Source organism: Drancourtella sp. An12, from assembly GCF_002160935.1.
Taxonomy (GTDB): Bacteria; Bacillota; Clostridia; order Lachnospirales; family Lachnospiraceae; genus Sellimonas; species Sellimonas catena.
Map to the genome: position 1 here is coordinate 51,354 of NZ_NFLO01000020.1, position 15,015 is coordinate 66,368.

The window sequence follows — 15,015 nt, forward strand, 5'->3', positions numbered from 1 at the left end:
TCTGAATTCTATTTTACCGCATTTTTCTCAGGAATCAATAAACTGTATATAAAAATTATATTAAATTCGTAAATGGAGAGGGGCGGGGGTATCGACATTTTTGATAAAATGATCTAAAATATAGAAAGAATGTATTGGAAAACAGTGATAAACAGGACTAAGATGAAAGAAACAGAATTATGAAGGAGGAATAGATATGTCTATCACAGCAGAAACAGCAAAACAGCATGCTCATGATCCTGCAGTACTTTGCTGCAGGGCAGAGGAAGGCATTACAATAGGACCGGAAAATCTGGAAGATCCGGCTATTTTTGATGAGCTGGTTGAAAGCGGCCTTCTGAATCTGGACGGATGCCTTCAGATTCATCAGATCCTTGGCGCAAAACTGATCAAGACATGTGATTCATTGACACCGGTGACAGCAGATGTGATCGATGCCGTTGTCGAGGGCGCGGATGAAGGAGAGGAGCCGGAAAAAGAGGAAGAAGAGCAGGCAGCTCCGGCACCGGAGGTTTCTGTAGAGGGAGCCAGGGTGACTGCAGGAGCAGGCAAGCTTGTGATTTCGATCAAAGAAGGAAAGGATATTTATCTGGAAATTCCATTCTAAGACAGGAAAACAGAACAGGCCGGGAGGATGTGCGGAAAAGGAGAGTCCATTTTCTGCAACATCCTCTTTTTCTATTGCGAAAAATACGTTATACTAGAAACTGTACGATATAGAAACCCTGATGATAAAATAAAACAGACAGAGGTAAGGTTACATGGACGAATACCGCATTAAAGATAGAAAAAAACGGCTTGAGGAAGAAAAAGCCCGGAAAAGGGCATCATCCGGGGCAGGGGAAGCCGGAACAAAAGAAAAGAGAGAAGAAAGACCTGCTATTAATCAGAAGACAGGCGGAAGAAAAAAGAAGAAAAAGGGAGGAATCTTTTCCACAATTATACTCGTTGCCGCAATTATCGTGTTCTGCTTTTCGGGATTCCAGCTGTTCCGGATTTTTTACGGATATCACAAAGGAGATCAGGAGTACGATAACCTGAAGGAGATCGGAATTTCCGCCGATGCGGGAACGGGAGAAGAGAGCACAAGATACACGGTGGATTTCGAGGAGCTCTGGAAAGTCAACGAGGACATCATTGCGTGGATCCGGTTTGATGAGCCGTCCATCATCAGCTATCCGGTTGTGCAGGGAAAAGATAATCAGGAATATCTGGATAAGACCATATCAGGCTATCCGAACACCTATGGCGCGATTTTCCTGAACGTTTCCAATAATAAGGATATGACGGACAAAAACAGTGTCATATACGGGCACAGAATGAACAGTAAATCCATGTTTGGAAAACTGGAGGAATATCAGGATGAGGAATTCTATAGATCCTATCCGTATTTTTACATTTATACACCGGATGGAAAAGAACTGAAATATCAGATCTTTGCAGTAGGAGAGGTTAATGATACATCAGACGCGTATCAGACAGTCTTTGAAAATGACGAGGCATTCCAGTCGTTTCTGGCATTTTCAAAGGAACATTCCTTTTATGATACAGGGGTGGAAGTTCCGTCCGATGCAAAAGTAGTGACACTGTCGACATGTACAAAAGCAAATAATGAAGAACGTCTGATTGTACAGGGATACCAGGTGGAAGTAAACTGACCGGAAAAGAGGGAAGAATATGTCAGAGATCAAGTATGAGGTGGGCGATAAGATCCGGATGAAAAAGAAACATCCGTGTGGCAGTTTTGAGTGGGAGATTCTGCGGGTGGGTGCGGATTTCAGGCTGAAATGCTGCGGCTGCGGACATCAGATCATGATTTCCAGGAAAATCGTGGAAAAAAATACGAAAGAAATTCAAAAAAAGGCTTGAAACTTACGCGGGATAATGTTAAAATAATACACCGTGATATATTATTTATCCTTGTCCCCGGCCGGGGAGCCGGGAGCCAAAAGACCATAAGGAGGTGCAAGTGACATGAACAAATATGAATTAGCTGTTGTTGTCAATGCAAAAATCGAAGACGATGCCAGAACAGATGTAATCGAAAGAGTGAAAGCGTTAATCACACGTTTCGGTGGCAATGTTACTGACGTTGATGAATGGGGTAAGAAAAAACTTGCTTACGAAATTCAGAAGATGAAAGAAGGATATTATTATTTCATCCACTTCGAATCTGATGCAACGACTCCGGGCGAGATCGAACAGAGAATCCGTATTATGGACAACGTGCTCAGATATTTATGCGTGAAACAGGAAGCATAAAGAAGAAAAGAGGAAATATATGAATAAAGTAATTTTAATGGGACGCCTGACAAGAGATCCTGAGGTCCGCTATTCTCAGGGCGGGGAAAACCCGCTGGCCATTGCCCGTTATACACTGGCCGTCGACAGACGGTTCCGGCGTGATGGAGAGCAGACGGCAGACTTTATCAGCTGTGTATCATTCGGAAGAACAGCTGAGTTCGCGGAGAAGTATTTCCGCCAGGGAATGCGTATCACGATCTGTGGACGCATCCAGACAGGAAGCTATACGAACAGAGATGGCGTAAAGGTCTATACGACAGAAGTTGTCGTAGAAGAGCAGGAATTTGCAGAAAGCAAGAGCGCGAGTGAAGCAAATCAGAGCCGTTATCAGGCAAGCCCGGTTCCTCCGGCACCGCAGGCACCAAGTGTGGATGCGGGTGATGGATTTATGAACATCCCGGATGGAATTGATGAGGAATTACCATTTAATTAGTATTGGAGGTAAGAACAATGGCTTACGATAAAACAAGCAAACCGGATTCTCAGATGAGAAGAAGACCAGGCCGCAGAAGAAAAAAAGTTTGCGTATTCTGTGGAAAAGAAAACAATGAGATCGATTACAAAGATGTAGCAAAATTAAGAAAATACGTTTCCGAAAGAGGAAAGATTCTTCCGAGAAGAATCACAGGAAACTGTGCAAAGCATCAGAGAGCCCTGACGGTTGCAATCAAGAGAGCAAGACACATCGCTCTTATGCCATACGTTCAGGAATAAGTAGAGATAAGGAAAGATCCCGAAAGCGAAAGCTTTCGGGATTTTTTTTGTTTACCAGGAAACTTCGTTCCCTGGTAAACAAAAACGCTCCGCGGGATGCGCACTCGGCAAAGCTGTTTTCGAAATTATTAAGAAACAAATGTAAAAAATACGACAGAAAAAAGAAATATATATTACGTTATTGTGACAAAGTGAAGTTGGCATTATTTGCAGAAATTGTCGAAAAGTGGAAAATAGTATAGGAATACTCGTAATTGTCGGACAATTAAAAATATACAAAATACATAAAAAACGATTGAAAAAATCGTTAAAATACTTCAAAAATGTACTAAAATAGGTGCAAAGGTTGACAGAAAAAGAAAACTCTGCTATTATTAACACCGTCGCAAGAAGATGTAACAAATTCGTAATATTTGTAATAAACAAAAGCGGCAGAACGTAATATATATTATGTTCGATTGATACAGGGACTGAGAATGAGGAAGACGCAGAAGGAAGTCTGCGGATAATTAAAGGAGGACAAAAATGAAAACATGGAACAGTCATAGAAGACGTCTGGAGAAAGGTGCGGTCGCAGGAGTTCTTTCGGCGGTGATCCTTACAGCGAGCATGAGTGTTCAGGTATTTGCAGCTGATGGAAATTCCGTATTTGCTCCGGAGGAGCCGCAGGGCGCAAAGCTTGTTGTGACAGCGGATGCCGAAACTGCGCAGAATGTTTCACAGAGTTTTCTTACTTATACAGAAACCGCAAAACAGCAGAAAGCAGAAGCGGAAAAACAGGCTGAGGAAGCGAGAAAAGCTGAGGAGGCCAGAAAAGCAGAAGAAGCAAGAAAGGCTGAAGAAGAACGTCAGAAAAAGCTGGCTCAGGAGGCGGACACGACACTTCTGGCTGCGCTGATCTACTGCGAAGCGGGTAACCAGCCGTATGACGGACAGGTAGCAGTAGGAGCTGTTGTAATGAACCGTCTGAAAGCAGGATATGCAAGCACACTGAGAGGAGTTATTTACCAGAGCGGACAGTTCGGACCGGCGATGACAGGAAAGCTTGACCGGGTACTGGCATCCGGAAATATTCCATCATCCTGCCGTCAGGCAGCGGTAGACGCACTTTCAGGCGTCAGCCCGGTAGGAAACGCGCTGCATTTCGGGGACGGAGTAAATGCAGGAATCAAGATTGGAGCACATTGGTTCCACTAGGGGTTAGAAAGAAAAGATAGATTTCAAAAAAGAGTTTCTGATTAGGAAGAAACTCTTTTTTTGCTTTACGGGGAATTGGAAACGGCTTATAATTGTATACAAGCAGCATGGATTTATAAAAATACATGAAATCATGCCGCGGAAAACCTGGTGGGAAAATCGGTGAAAAGCTGATAGATCCATGTTTTACACAAGAAAGAGATAAAAAAATGAAAAAGATTGTTGAAAATATAGATTGTAATTTTATGCAAAAAAGAGTATTATAATGCATAAGGAGTGAAAGAATGAAACCTGTGATCGATTTATCAAAAGAATACGGGCTTGTGCTGGACGGTGGAGGAGCACGAGGCGCATACCAGATTGGGGCGTGGAAGGCACTTCGTGAGGCAGGGGTCCGGATCAGAGGGGTAGCAGGAACTTCCGTAGGCGCACTGAATGGAGCGCTGATCTGTATGGGAGATGTAGGAGAAGCAGAACGTGTTTGGGAAGAAATGACATTTTCAAAAGTCATGGACGTGGATGATAACTGGATGGAGCGTTTCTTTCAGAAAGAAGTTACAGTACGGGAACTCATAAAAGAGCTGATGAGCTGTCTGAAAGACGGCGGAGTTGATGTGACGCCTCTGAAAGAGCTGATTCATCAGGTGCTGGATGAAGAAAAAATCCGGAATGCAGGGATTGATTTTTCCCTTCTCACATTTTCCGTATCAGATATGAAAGAACTAGATCTTACACTGGATCAGATTCCGGAAGGGCTGCTTGCAGATTTTCTTCTGGCAAGCGCCTATCTGCTCGGTTTTAAAAACGAACCGCTTCATGGGAAAACGTATCTGGACGGAGGGGTAATCAATAATGTACCGCTGAATTCGCTTGTGAAACGCGGCTATAAGAACATTATTACCGTGCGGATTTACGGACCGGGGCGGGAGCCTCGGGTACATCTGGATGAGGATACGAAAGTGTATGAGATCGCGCCGAGAGTCAGTCTGGGAAGCATTCTGGAATTTCACGGGAAACGCAGCAGACAGAATCTGAAAATCGGATACTATGATGCGAAACGGGTGATTTACGGGCTGAAAGGCCTGATTTACTACATTGACACAGACAGGACAGAAGAGGACTATCAGCAGATGCTCTCCGGCCTCCGGGAAAAAGAAAAACGGGAAATCAAATTTGTGCTCAAAGTTCCGCTGGGAGCGACAGATGAGACCTTGTATCTGTCCATGCTGGAAGCAAGCGCAAAATATTTCCGGATCCCCAAATATCAGATTTATACAGAAGATGAACTCGCGACACTTGTGCATATGAAATATGAGAAGATGAAAGGAGAACCCGGATTACCGGGATTTATCCATATATTGGCAGGAATCAGGGAGGAGAAGAACATGAATTTAAAAGGAAGAAGCTTTTTAACATTGAAAGATTTCACGCCGGATGAGATCCGTTATCTCGTAAACCTGGCGGCAGTACTGAAGGAAAAAAAGAAAAAAGGAATCCGGGGCCATGCGCTGGAAGGAAAGAATATTGCACTGATTTTCGAAAAACCGTCCACCAGAACAAGATGCGCCTTTACGGTAGCTGCAAATGACGAAGGAGGATTTCCTACCTATTTAAGCGGTAATGAAATTCAGCTCGGACATAAAGAAAGCGTGGAGGATACAGCACGGGTACTCGGAAGAATGTTTGACGGAATCGAATTCCGGGGCTTCCGGCACTCCCACGTAGAACTGCTGGCAAAATACAGTGGAGTCCCGGTATGGAACGGGCTGACCGATGATTACCATCCGACCCAGGTACTCGCCGATCTTCTCACCATCCAGGAACATTTCCAGTACTTTGAAGGCCTGAAATTCGTTTATATCGGCGATGGAAGAAACAATATGGCAAACAGCCTCATGATCGGCTGCGCCAAAGTCGGAATCGACTTCGTGCTGATCGCACCGTCCGAACTGTGGCCGATGCGCTCCCTCGTCCGCACATGCCAGGAATATGCCGACGCCTCCGGATCCACCATCACCATCTCCGATAACACAAACGACGTCGAAGGCGCTGACATCATTTACACGGACGTATGGATCTCCATGGGCGAAGAAGAAAAAACAGACGAAAGAAAAGCACTCCTCCACAAGTACCAGGTTAACAGAAAACTGATGGAAAAGACACAAAAAGACACAACTATATTTATGCACTGTCTGCCAGCGGTCAAAGGATACGAAGTCACAGAAGACGTATTCGAAAGCCCGGCATCCGTCGTATTCGACGAAGCAGAAAACAGACTCCACACCATCAAAGCCGTGATGGTAGCAACACTCGGAGAAGAATAAATATTGAATACGGTGTATATTTTTATCATTGGGGACGGGTTCCGATGCATCGGAACCCGTCCCCAATGAAAATTTTCAGAATCGTTTATGGATTTGCGTTTTGTGAAAGGTGTGTTATAATTCATCAGGAAAGTATCAGATTCAGAGCGGAAAAAAGAATAGTTCAGAGTAAAGGAGTGGCTTGGTTATGCGCGGACAGGAGATTATATCCCGGCTTCGGACGGGATGGATGGGCCGGGAGATCCGGGTTTTGGACGAAGCGGATTCGACGAATCTGAGAGTGAAGGCGGCAGCCGGTGAGGGCGCGAGTGCGGGTCTGGTAATTCTGGCGGAGCAGCAGACGGACGGCCGCGGCCGGAGGGGCCGGGCCTGGCAGTCGCCTGCGGGTGAGAATATTTATATGACGGTGCTTCTGCGCCCGGATTTTGAACCGGAGAAGGCGCCGATGCTGACGCTTCTTGCGGCTTGTGCGGCGGCGCGGGCAGTGTACCAGCCCGGCGAGAAGAGACCTCAGATCAAGTGGCCGAATGACCTGGTTATGGATGGAAAGAAGATCTGCGGGATTCTAACCGAGATGGGGATGAAAGGTGTAAGCACGGAATATGTGATCGTCGGGATAGGAATCAACTGTAATCAGACGGAGTTCCCGGAGGAGATCCGGCAGAAAGCGACTTCGTTGAAATGTGAGTACGGCCATGAGGTCTGCCGGGAAGAGATCGTGGTGCGTTTTTTGCAGGAGTTTGAGAGCCTGTACGAAGAATTCGCAAGAAGAAAGTCGCTGGAGTTTATCCAGGATGAGTATGAGACCCTTCTTGTCAATGAAGGAAAGCGGGTCTGCGTGCTGGAGCCGGGAAAGGAATGGACCGGAGTGGCTGCGGGAATCACGGAGACGGGTGAGCTGATCGTGAAAAAGGACAGCGGGGAGATCTGCGAGATTTCATCCGGGGAAGTGTCTGTCCGCGGCGTGTACGGCTATGTATAGAAAATAAAATGTCAGGAGAAAAGCAGGATGTACGAAGAAAAAGTAGTATTGTGCGGTGCAAATTCATATGAAGAAAAATATTATCTGAATCCGGATTTTGATAATCTTCCGGATCATATCAAGGACGAACTGAAGATTATGTGTGTTCTCTATGTCCACGATGTCGGCGGAATTCTTACGCTTGTATACGAAGAGGATGGTTCCCTTTGCTTTGAAGTTACGTCAGAAGAGGGAGATCCGATGTTTGACGATATCGGAAGCGCCCTGAAAATCAAGGAACTTCAGAGAACAAAGGAGGAGCTGCTTCAGTCACTTCAGCTCTATTACAGAGTCTTCTTCATGGGAGAAGATCTGGAAGAGCAGGAGGATCAGGAAGAAAACGTATGAAAACATTAACCATTGGAAACGTAGAACTGGCAAACCGCTACATTCTGGCGCCGATGGCGGGGGTGACGGATCTTCCCTTCCGCCTTCTGTGCAGGGAAATGGGAGCGGGCCTTCTCTGTATGGAGATGGTCAGCGCGAAAGCTATTTTATATGGAAATAAAAATACGAAAAGCCTTCTGGAAATTCATCCGGAAGAGCCGCCGGTATCGCTGCAGCTTTTTGGATCGGATCCGGATATCATGAGTGAAATCGCAAAGAGGATCGAGGAGCTTCCATTTGCGTTTCTGGACATCAATATGGGATGCCCGGTGCCGAAAATTGTGAAGAACGGGGAGGGCTCCGCTTTGATGCAGAACCCGAAACTGGTGCATGAGATTGTATCGAAAGTTTCCCGGGCTATTAAAAAGCCACTGACGGTGAAAATCCGGAAAGGCTTTGACGACGATCATGTCAACGCAGTAGAAATCGCGAAAATCATCGAAGACGCCGGCGGCGCCGCGGTGGCTGTGCACGGCCGGACGAGGGAACAGTATTATTCCGGACATGCGGACTGGGAGATTATCCGCAAAGTGAAAGAGGCGGTATCCATTCCGGTAATTGGAAACGGCGACGTGGCTTCCGGGAAAGATGCCGAGAGAATGTTTCGGGAGACCGGCTGCGACGGCATCATGATCGGCCGTGCCGCCCAGGGAAATCCGTGGATCTTCCGCGATCTGATTACTTACGAGGAGACCGGAGAAGAGCCGGCAAAGCGGACGTCGGATGAGGTACGGAAGATGATGCTGCGCCATGCGAAGCTTCAGATCCGGTACAAAGGAGACTACACGGCAATCCGGGAAATGCGAAAGCATGTGGCATGGTATACATCCGGATTTCCGAATTCCGCAAAGCTGCGGGATGAGATCAATCATGCCGAAAGTTATGAGGAACTGGAAGCGCTTTTGAATGACCGTCTGTAAGGTCTGGAAACGCCTGGGAAATAGTGAGGAAAGTGCAAGGAATCCCGCAGAAATCTTGACATGCCGGGATGCGTTATGTATAATATTGAAATTACGGAAGTAGAATATTCCATACCATTTTGCAGCAGATCCGGCTGCGTACTAGTTCATTTATGTAAGGAAGGTAAACAAGATGGAAGAAAAGAAAACAATATTGACTTATGCGGGCTTGAAAGCTTTGGAAGATGAACTTGAAAATTTAAGGGTCGTAAAGCGGAAAGAAGTTGCCGAGAAGATCAAAGAGGCAAGAGAGCAGGGCGACTTGTCAGAGAACGCAGAATACGATGCAGCAAAAGATGAACAAAGAGATATTGAAGCCCGGATCGATGAACTCGAAAAAATCCTCAAAAATGTTGAGGTTGTTGTAGAAGAAGAAGTAGATCTGGAAAAGATTAACGTTGGATGTACAGTTCTGGTACATGACGACGAATATGATGAAGAGATTGAATTCAAAATCGTAGGTTCCACAGAGGCAAACAGCCTTCAGGGCAAAATTTCCAACGAGTCTCCGGTAGGCCAGGCTCTGATGGGAAAGAAGGTCGGAGATGTTGTAGATGTTGAGACACCGGCCGGAAATATCAGATATACAGTATTAAAGATTGAGCGTTCTATCTAACCGTACGGTACGGGAGAACATATCTGTCTGACAGAAAAAAGGAGTGAAAAAAGTGGCAGGACAGCAGAAGAATGCGCAGGATCAGGATCTGAATCAGCTTAGAAAGGTGCGCCGTGAGAAACTGGCGGAGCTTCAGGAAAGAGGAGAGGACCCGTTTCTGATTACAAAATATGATGTGACACATCACAGCCAGGAAATCAAGGATCATTTTGAGGAACTGGAAAATAAAGAAGTTTCCGTAGCGGGACGTATCATGCAGAAACGTGTGATGGGAAAAGCGTCCTTCTGCAACATTCAGGATCTGGAAGGAAACATCCAGTCTTACGTTGCGAGAGACAATATCGGTGAAGACCACTATAAAGATTTTAAGAAGTTTGATATCGGTGATATCGTAGGAATCAGAGGAACTGTTTTCAAGACAAAGACAGGAGAGATCTCGATTCATGCAGAAAGCGTACAGCTGCTTTCCAAGAGTCTGCAGGTGCTTCCGGAGAAATTCCACGGACTGACAGATACAGATACAAGATACAGACAGAGATATGTGGATCTGATCATGAACCGCGAGGTAAAAGATACATTTATCAAACGTTCTAAAATTTTGAGCAGCATCCGGAAATACCTGGATTCTCAGGGATTCCTGGAAGTTGAGACTCCGATGCTTGTGGCAAACGCAGGCGGAGCGGCGGCAAGACCGTTTGAGACACATTTCAACGCACTGGACGAAGACTTCAAGCTTCGTATTTCTCTGGAGCTTTATCTGAAACGTCTGATCGTCGGCGGAATGGAACGTGTTTATGAGATCGGACGAGTATTCCGGAACGAGGGTCTGGACACCCGCCACAATCCGGAGTTCACTCTGATGGAGCTCTATCAGGCATATACCGATTATAACGGTATGATGGATCTGACAGAGAACCTGTACCGCCATGTGGCGCAGGATGTACTTGGAACAACAAAGATCGTTTACAACGGAGTTGAGATGGATCTCGGCAAGCCGTTTGAGCGTATCACCATGGTAGACGCCGTTAAGAAATACGCAGGCGTAGACTGGAACGAAGTAAAGACATTAAAGCAGGCAAGAGAGCTTGCAAAAGAACATCATGTAGAATATGAGGAGCGCCATAAGAAAGGTGACATCCTCTCCCTCTTCTTCGAGGAATTCGCAGAAGAGCACCTGATCCAGCCGACTTTTGTCATGGATCACCCGATTGAAATTTCTCCGCTCACAAAGAAGAAACCGGGAAATCCGGACTATGTAGAGCGTTTTGAGTTCTTTATGAACGGCTGGGAGATGGCAAATGCCTACTCCGAGCTGAATGACCCGATCGATCAGAGAGAGCGGTTCAAAGCACAGGAAGAGCTTCTGGCACAGGGAGATGAAGAGGCCAACACAACAGACGAAGATTTCCTCAACGCACTGGAAATCGGTATGCCTCCGACAGGCGGTATCGGATTTGGAATCGACAGAATGTGTATGCTTCTCACCAATTCCGCAGCGATCCGTGATGTATTGCTCTTCCCGACAATGAAAGCACAGGGCGCAGCAAAGAATGAGGCACACAATGCAGCTCAGACAGCAGGAAAAGCGGCAGAGTCAGTAGCAGAAGCAGCACCGGCAGCGGCAGAGACTGCACCGGTGAAAGTTGATATCGACTTCTCCAATGTGGAAGTAGAGCCATTATTTGAAGATATGGTTGATTTTGAAACATTCAGCAAATCCGACTTCCGTGCAGTAAAAGTCAAAGAGTGTGAAGCAGTGCCGAAGAGCAAGAAGCTTCTGAAGTTCGTTCTCGATGACGGCAGCGGAGAAGACCGCGTGATCTTAAGCGGTATCCATGATTACTATGAGCCGGAAGAGCTGGTAGGAAAGACACTGATTGCGATTGTCAACCTGCCTCCGAGAAAGATGATGGGAATTGATTCCTGCGGTATGATCATTTCAGCAACTCACCTTGTAGAGGGAAGAGAAGGACTGAATGTACTGATTGTGGATGACAAGATTCCGGCAGGAGCAAAGCTTTACTAAGAGCGAATAGAATAAAAGATAAAACACAGCCATGATGGTACCTCCGGGGAAACGTCATGGCTGTTTGTGTTATCTGTGTCACGGGATTTTGAACCGACTAAGCAAAAAAGCCTATCGGAACCGAACAAAACCAAGTATAATATAAGTAGTTGTTAGAGAAGGTTTGTCAGAGCCTATGAGAATTTAAGGAGAGAAGGTGTTGATATGCCGACAGTAACAAGTGATTTGGTAAAGCAGTATGTGGAACTGCTCAGTAAAATATATGGAGAGCATTTAAAGACGGTTATTTTATATGGTTCTTATGCGAGAGGAGATTATACGGAAAATTCGGATATTGATATTATGGTGCTTTTGGATTTGAGCGATATGGACATAAAAAAATACCGCCATGAATTGTCGGGTATGACCTATGATTTTAACATGGATTATGATCTGGATATCAAGCCGATAGTCAAGAATAAGGAGCATTTTAATAAGTGGGTGGACGTATATCCGTTTTACACAAATATAGAAAGGGAGGGGGTAAAACTGTTTGATGCAGCATAACGAAAAGGGACAAAATTTATTAAGAATTATATAAAGACAGAAATTTTTCCACGAGCTTTAGGAAGAAGAATTGCTGAGGCGGAAGAAATCCGGCATGCGAGCGATTATGATGCTTGCTAGCTAGCAACGAGAGAAGAGGCAGAAGATCAGATTGCCACAGCGATAGAGTTAATTGAGAAAGTAGAGGAATATGTAAGGGGGAAAGAACATGACAAAAGAAAAGTTTATTGAAACGATTAAGGAAATATTGAATAAATCCAAGAGGGAAGAATTTATAAGTTTTTAGTGAAAATGTAAATGAGTTGGCAGATATTATGATATATAAAAACGATGATGAATATCTTGCGATAGATGGAAAGCCTTTATTTCCATTCGGTGAAATTCAAACTATCCTTTATAAATATGGTAGAGATAAATTTTATAATTATGCAGGAACAGAACTTCAATTGGTCATTGAATTATATGGAGAAAATAAATATATCATAGAATTTGGAGATAATGGAATTCTTGAAATGATGTATTTTGATGGAGAATGGGTATCAGAAGATGAAAAGGAAAAAATATCAGAAACTTTGATGAAGTACAATCAGAAAATAAAAAAAAGAGACAATGTTAATTGCCTTGTGTACTCCATTGAGAGGTTGATTGAGTGTTAATGCTCTCCTGGGTTGTCATGATCTCGCCCTGTCATGCTGGGTTCTTCCGCAAATATCCGTTTTCTTATATTGAAATATTCGTCAAAACAAAGTAATATTTGTTTAGAAAATGTTACGGGAAGGGTTGAAAATTGGAGTCTATTTTAAAATTAGATATGCGTTTATTTTATTCGGAAGAGATTTTTGATATCAACGATTGTAGTGTTAACGATACAGGTGTACTGATTAGATTGAAATCAAAAAAACATGAATGTGAATGCCCTGATTGCCACCAGATATCAAATCATTACCATGGCACATATGAACGTTCTGTACAAGATCTTCCGATTCTTGGAAAGAATACATCAGTTATCATAACGGCACACGAATATGAATGCCAAAATGCGGAATGTCCAACAAAAACTATTGTTGAACGCTATGATCATTTTCTGGGCTATTATGGGCGTTTTACGGAACGGTGCGAAGATTTTATAGCGACATTAGCGTTAGAAACCAGCTGTGAAGGTGCTTCCCGCATATGCAGGTATCTTGGAATCCAAGTTAGCGGTGATACCATTATCCGTATATTGAAAAAAAGATTTGCTCAGATGGGGATAGAAGCAGCGGGAAGCTGTATTGGCATTGATGATTTTTCAACAAAAAAGGGAAGTACATACTGTACAGTTATCTGTAATACAGATTCACATAAACCCATTGCGGTACTGGAGGGGAGGGATGGCTCCTCCCTAAAAGAATGGTTAAAAAAGAATAAACAGGTAAAGATGGTAACTCGCGACAGAGCATCTGCATATGCCAAGGTTATAATGGAAGAACTTCCTAACACGATGCAGATTGCGGATAGGTTCCATCTCCATCAAAATCTTCTTGAAATAATCAAGAAATGTATTTCTTCTAGCCTGCCGCAGACATTACGGGTAGAATCGAACCTGGATCGTGAGAAAACAGGAGACATTACAGAGAAAAGCAGGCAACCCTCAGTGGGGAGTGATAATAGTAAAAAAAATCCTATCCAATGTGGATAACCTTACTGAAAACGAGAAAAAGCGGCTTGAGTTATTAACAAATATCAAAAAAATGCTTGATGCTGATTATAATTACAAGGACATTGCAGCGACATTAGGGATTAGTACGCGTACAGTGATTCGATATAAAGATTGTAATCCACTTGAACAATGCCATTTAAAACGCCCCTCCAGAAAAAAAGGATTATATAAGTATAAAGATGAAATTATCCAGTTGCTGAACGAAGGATATCATGCCGCAGGTATAGCAAGGGAGATGAAAGAAAAAGGATGCCCATTAGGAAACTCTACAATAAGAAAATATGCGAAAGAATTAGCGCACGAAAGGGGAGATGATATTAGCAGATACAGAAAAGGTCCGAAAGCAGGAGATAAAGAAACTCTCAAAACACTTACAGCCAAAACAGTGGTAATTAAGAAACAAGATATTATCAAGCTGCTTTGGATGAATAAATCAATAGAATCGATTAATCGGGATAGCCTTTACCGGCAGTATCCAATCATACAAAAACTACAGATCTGTATAAATGAATTTCGACATATTTTTATATACAAAAGTATACCTCGTCTGTATCTGTTTATTGAGCGATATAAAAAAAGTGAATTTGTATCTATTGCCAGTTTTGCAAAAGGATTGGAACGAGATATAGATGCAGTTGAGAATGCAGTTGTCAGCCCGCTGAGTAATGGGTTTGTTGAAGGAATTAATAACAGAACCAAAATGATAAAACGAATCATGTATGGAAGATGCGGACTGGAACTCCTATCGGCAAAAATTATGTTGCCTTATGCATAGAACGGATATTTGCGGAAGAACCCATGCAAGCAGAGCAGCATAATGCTAAACTATGAGGTCAAAAACATACAGATCGCGGTGGACAGTGAATACATTGTGGCGGCGGACATTTTCCAGGACCGCAATGATGTCTGGACGCTTGTCCCTTTCTTGAAGGAAATGGAAGAAAAGCTTGGATTCCGTTATCCCAGTGTAACGGCTGATTCCGGCTATGAAAGTGAAGAAGGATATACCTATCTGCAGGAACAGGGGCAAAAGCCATACATCAAATCACAGACTTATGAGAAGTGGAAAAAGAGGAGTTTTAAGAAGGATATCAGTGGATATACCGGTGCGCTGAAAGCGCCTGTCCGGTGTTTTGGAAATCACCTGTCCGAAAAGAGGAAATCACTGTTCCAGACAGATAATAAATGTGGCGGAGCCGCCATCCTGAAGAATAGAACCTCC

General features: G+C 44.1%; 18 protein-coding genes and 1 pseudogene. All 19 read left to right on the top strand.

What is annotated here, in order from left to right; genetic code table 11:
• The first annotated feature begins 196 nt into the window (after window positions 1-196).
• Complete coding sequence (locus tag B5E64_RS14550) at window positions 197-607, top strand: sugar transporter (RefSeq protein WP_087169176.1); 411 nt, start codon at window positions 197-199, stop codon at window positions 605-607.
• A gap of 154 nt (window positions 608-761) precedes the next feature.
• The gene (gene srtB / locus B5E64_RS14555; protein WP_087169177.1) at window positions 762-1,658 is read left to right on the top strand and encodes a class B sortase; all 897 of its coding nucleotides are present in this window, start codon (window positions 762-764) and stop codon (window positions 1,656-1,658) included.
• Window positions 1,659-1,677: 19 nt separating this feature from the next.
• The gene (locus B5E64_RS14560; protein ID WP_087169178.1) at window positions 1,678-1,869 is read left to right on the top strand and encodes a DUF951 domain-containing protein; all 192 of its coding nucleotides are present in this window, start codon (window positions 1,678-1,680) and stop codon (window positions 1,867-1,869) included.
• Window positions 1,870-1,974: 105 nt separating this feature from the next.
• A complete protein-coding gene (gene rpsF, locus B5E64_RS14565) occupies window positions 1,975-2,262 on the top strand; it encodes a 30S ribosomal protein S6 (protein WP_087169179.1) in 288 nt (95 codons plus the stop codon).
• A 19-nt stretch (window positions 2,263-2,281) separates the two neighbouring features.
• A complete protein-coding gene (gene ssb / locus B5E64_RS14570; protein ID WP_087169180.1) occupies window positions 2,282-2,737 on the top strand; it encodes a single-stranded DNA-binding protein in 456 nt (151 codons plus the stop codon).
• 17 nt (window positions 2,738-2,754) lie between these two features.
• Window positions 2,755-3,018, top strand: a complete 264-nt coding sequence (gene rpsR, locus B5E64_RS14575) for a 30S ribosomal protein S18 (protein ID WP_048620576.1) — start codon at window positions 2,755-2,757, stop codon at window positions 3,016-3,018.
• Between the two features lie 525 nt (window positions 3,019-3,543).
• Entirely contained in the window at window positions 3,544-4,215 is a 672-nt protein-coding gene (locus B5E64_RS14580) for a cell wall hydrolase (RefSeq protein ID WP_242959022.1), read from the top strand.
• 284 nt (window positions 4,216-4,499) lie between these two features.
• A pseudogene (locus tag B5E64_RS18815) lies at window positions 4,500-5,075 on the top strand (patatin-like phospholipase family protein); the annotation flags it as partial.
• A gap of 525 nt (window positions 5,076-5,600) precedes the next feature.
• Window positions 5,601-6,539, top strand: a complete 939-nt coding sequence (argF, locus tag B5E64_RS18820) for an ornithine carbamoyltransferase (RefSeq protein ID WP_330680231.1) — start codon at window positions 5,601-5,603, stop codon at window positions 6,537-6,539.
• A 187-nt stretch (window positions 6,540-6,726) separates the two neighbouring features.
• Window positions 6,727-7,521 carry a biotin--[acetyl-CoA-carboxylase] ligase gene (locus B5E64_RS14590; RefSeq protein WP_087169182.1) on the top strand — a complete coding sequence of 265 codons (795 nt, stop codon included), beginning with the start codon at window positions 6,727-6,729 and terminating at the stop codon, window positions 7,519-7,521.
• Window positions 7,522-7,548: 27 nt separating this feature from the next.
• Window positions 7,549-7,908: a DUF6145 family protein gene (locus B5E64_RS14595; RefSeq protein ID WP_087169183.1), complete on the top strand. Its 360-nt coding sequence runs from the start codon at window positions 7,549-7,551 to the stop codon at window positions 7,906-7,908.
• On the top strand, window positions 7,905-8,867 hold the full coding sequence (dusB, locus tag B5E64_RS14600) for a tRNA dihydrouridine synthase DusB (RefSeq protein WP_087169184.1): 963 nt from the start codon (window positions 7,905-7,907) through the stop codon (window positions 8,865-8,867). Before B5E64_RS14595 ends, dusB begins: the two co-directional genes overlap by 4 nt.
• 172 nt (window positions 8,868-9,039) lie before the next feature.
• Window positions 9,040-9,522, top strand: coding sequence for a transcription elongation factor GreA (gene greA / locus B5E64_RS14605; protein ID WP_087169185.1), 483 nt, complete (start codon window positions 9,040-9,042; stop codon window positions 9,520-9,522).
• 52 nt (window positions 9,523-9,574) lie between these two features.
• The gene (gene lysS, locus B5E64_RS14610) at window positions 9,575-11,548 is read left to right on the top strand and encodes a lysine--tRNA ligase (RefSeq protein ID WP_087169186.1); all 1,974 of its coding nucleotides are present in this window, start codon (window positions 9,575-9,577) and stop codon (window positions 11,546-11,548) included.
• 204 nt (window positions 11,549-11,752) lie between these two features.
• A complete protein-coding gene (locus B5E64_RS14615; RefSeq protein ID WP_087169187.1) occupies window positions 11,753-12,094 on the top strand; it encodes a nucleotidyltransferase domain-containing protein in 342 nt (113 codons plus the stop codon).
• A 302-nt stretch (window positions 12,095-12,396) separates the two neighbouring features.
• Window positions 12,397-12,750 carry a hypothetical protein gene (locus B5E64_RS14625; RefSeq protein ID WP_140398869.1) on the top strand — a complete coding sequence of 118 codons (354 nt, stop codon included), beginning with the start codon at window positions 12,397-12,399 and terminating at the stop codon, window positions 12,748-12,750.
• Window positions 12,751-12,881: 131 nt separating this feature from the next.
• The gene (locus B5E64_RS14630) at window positions 12,882-13,772 is read left to right on the top strand and encodes a transposase (protein ID WP_242960241.1); all 891 of its coding nucleotides are present in this window, start codon (window positions 12,882-12,884) and stop codon (window positions 13,770-13,772) included.
• Window positions 13,735-14,568, top strand: a complete 834-nt coding sequence (locus tag B5E64_RS14635) for a transposase (protein WP_087169189.1) — start codon at window positions 13,735-13,737, stop codon at window positions 14,566-14,568. The genes B5E64_RS14630 and B5E64_RS14635 overlap by 38 nt, the downstream gene beginning before the upstream one ends.
• 42 nt (window positions 14,569-14,610) lie before the next feature.
• Window positions 14,611-15,015: transposase (locus tag B5E64_RS14640; RefSeq protein ID WP_343284084.1), on the top strand; the 405-nt coding region annotated here is incomplete at its 3' end.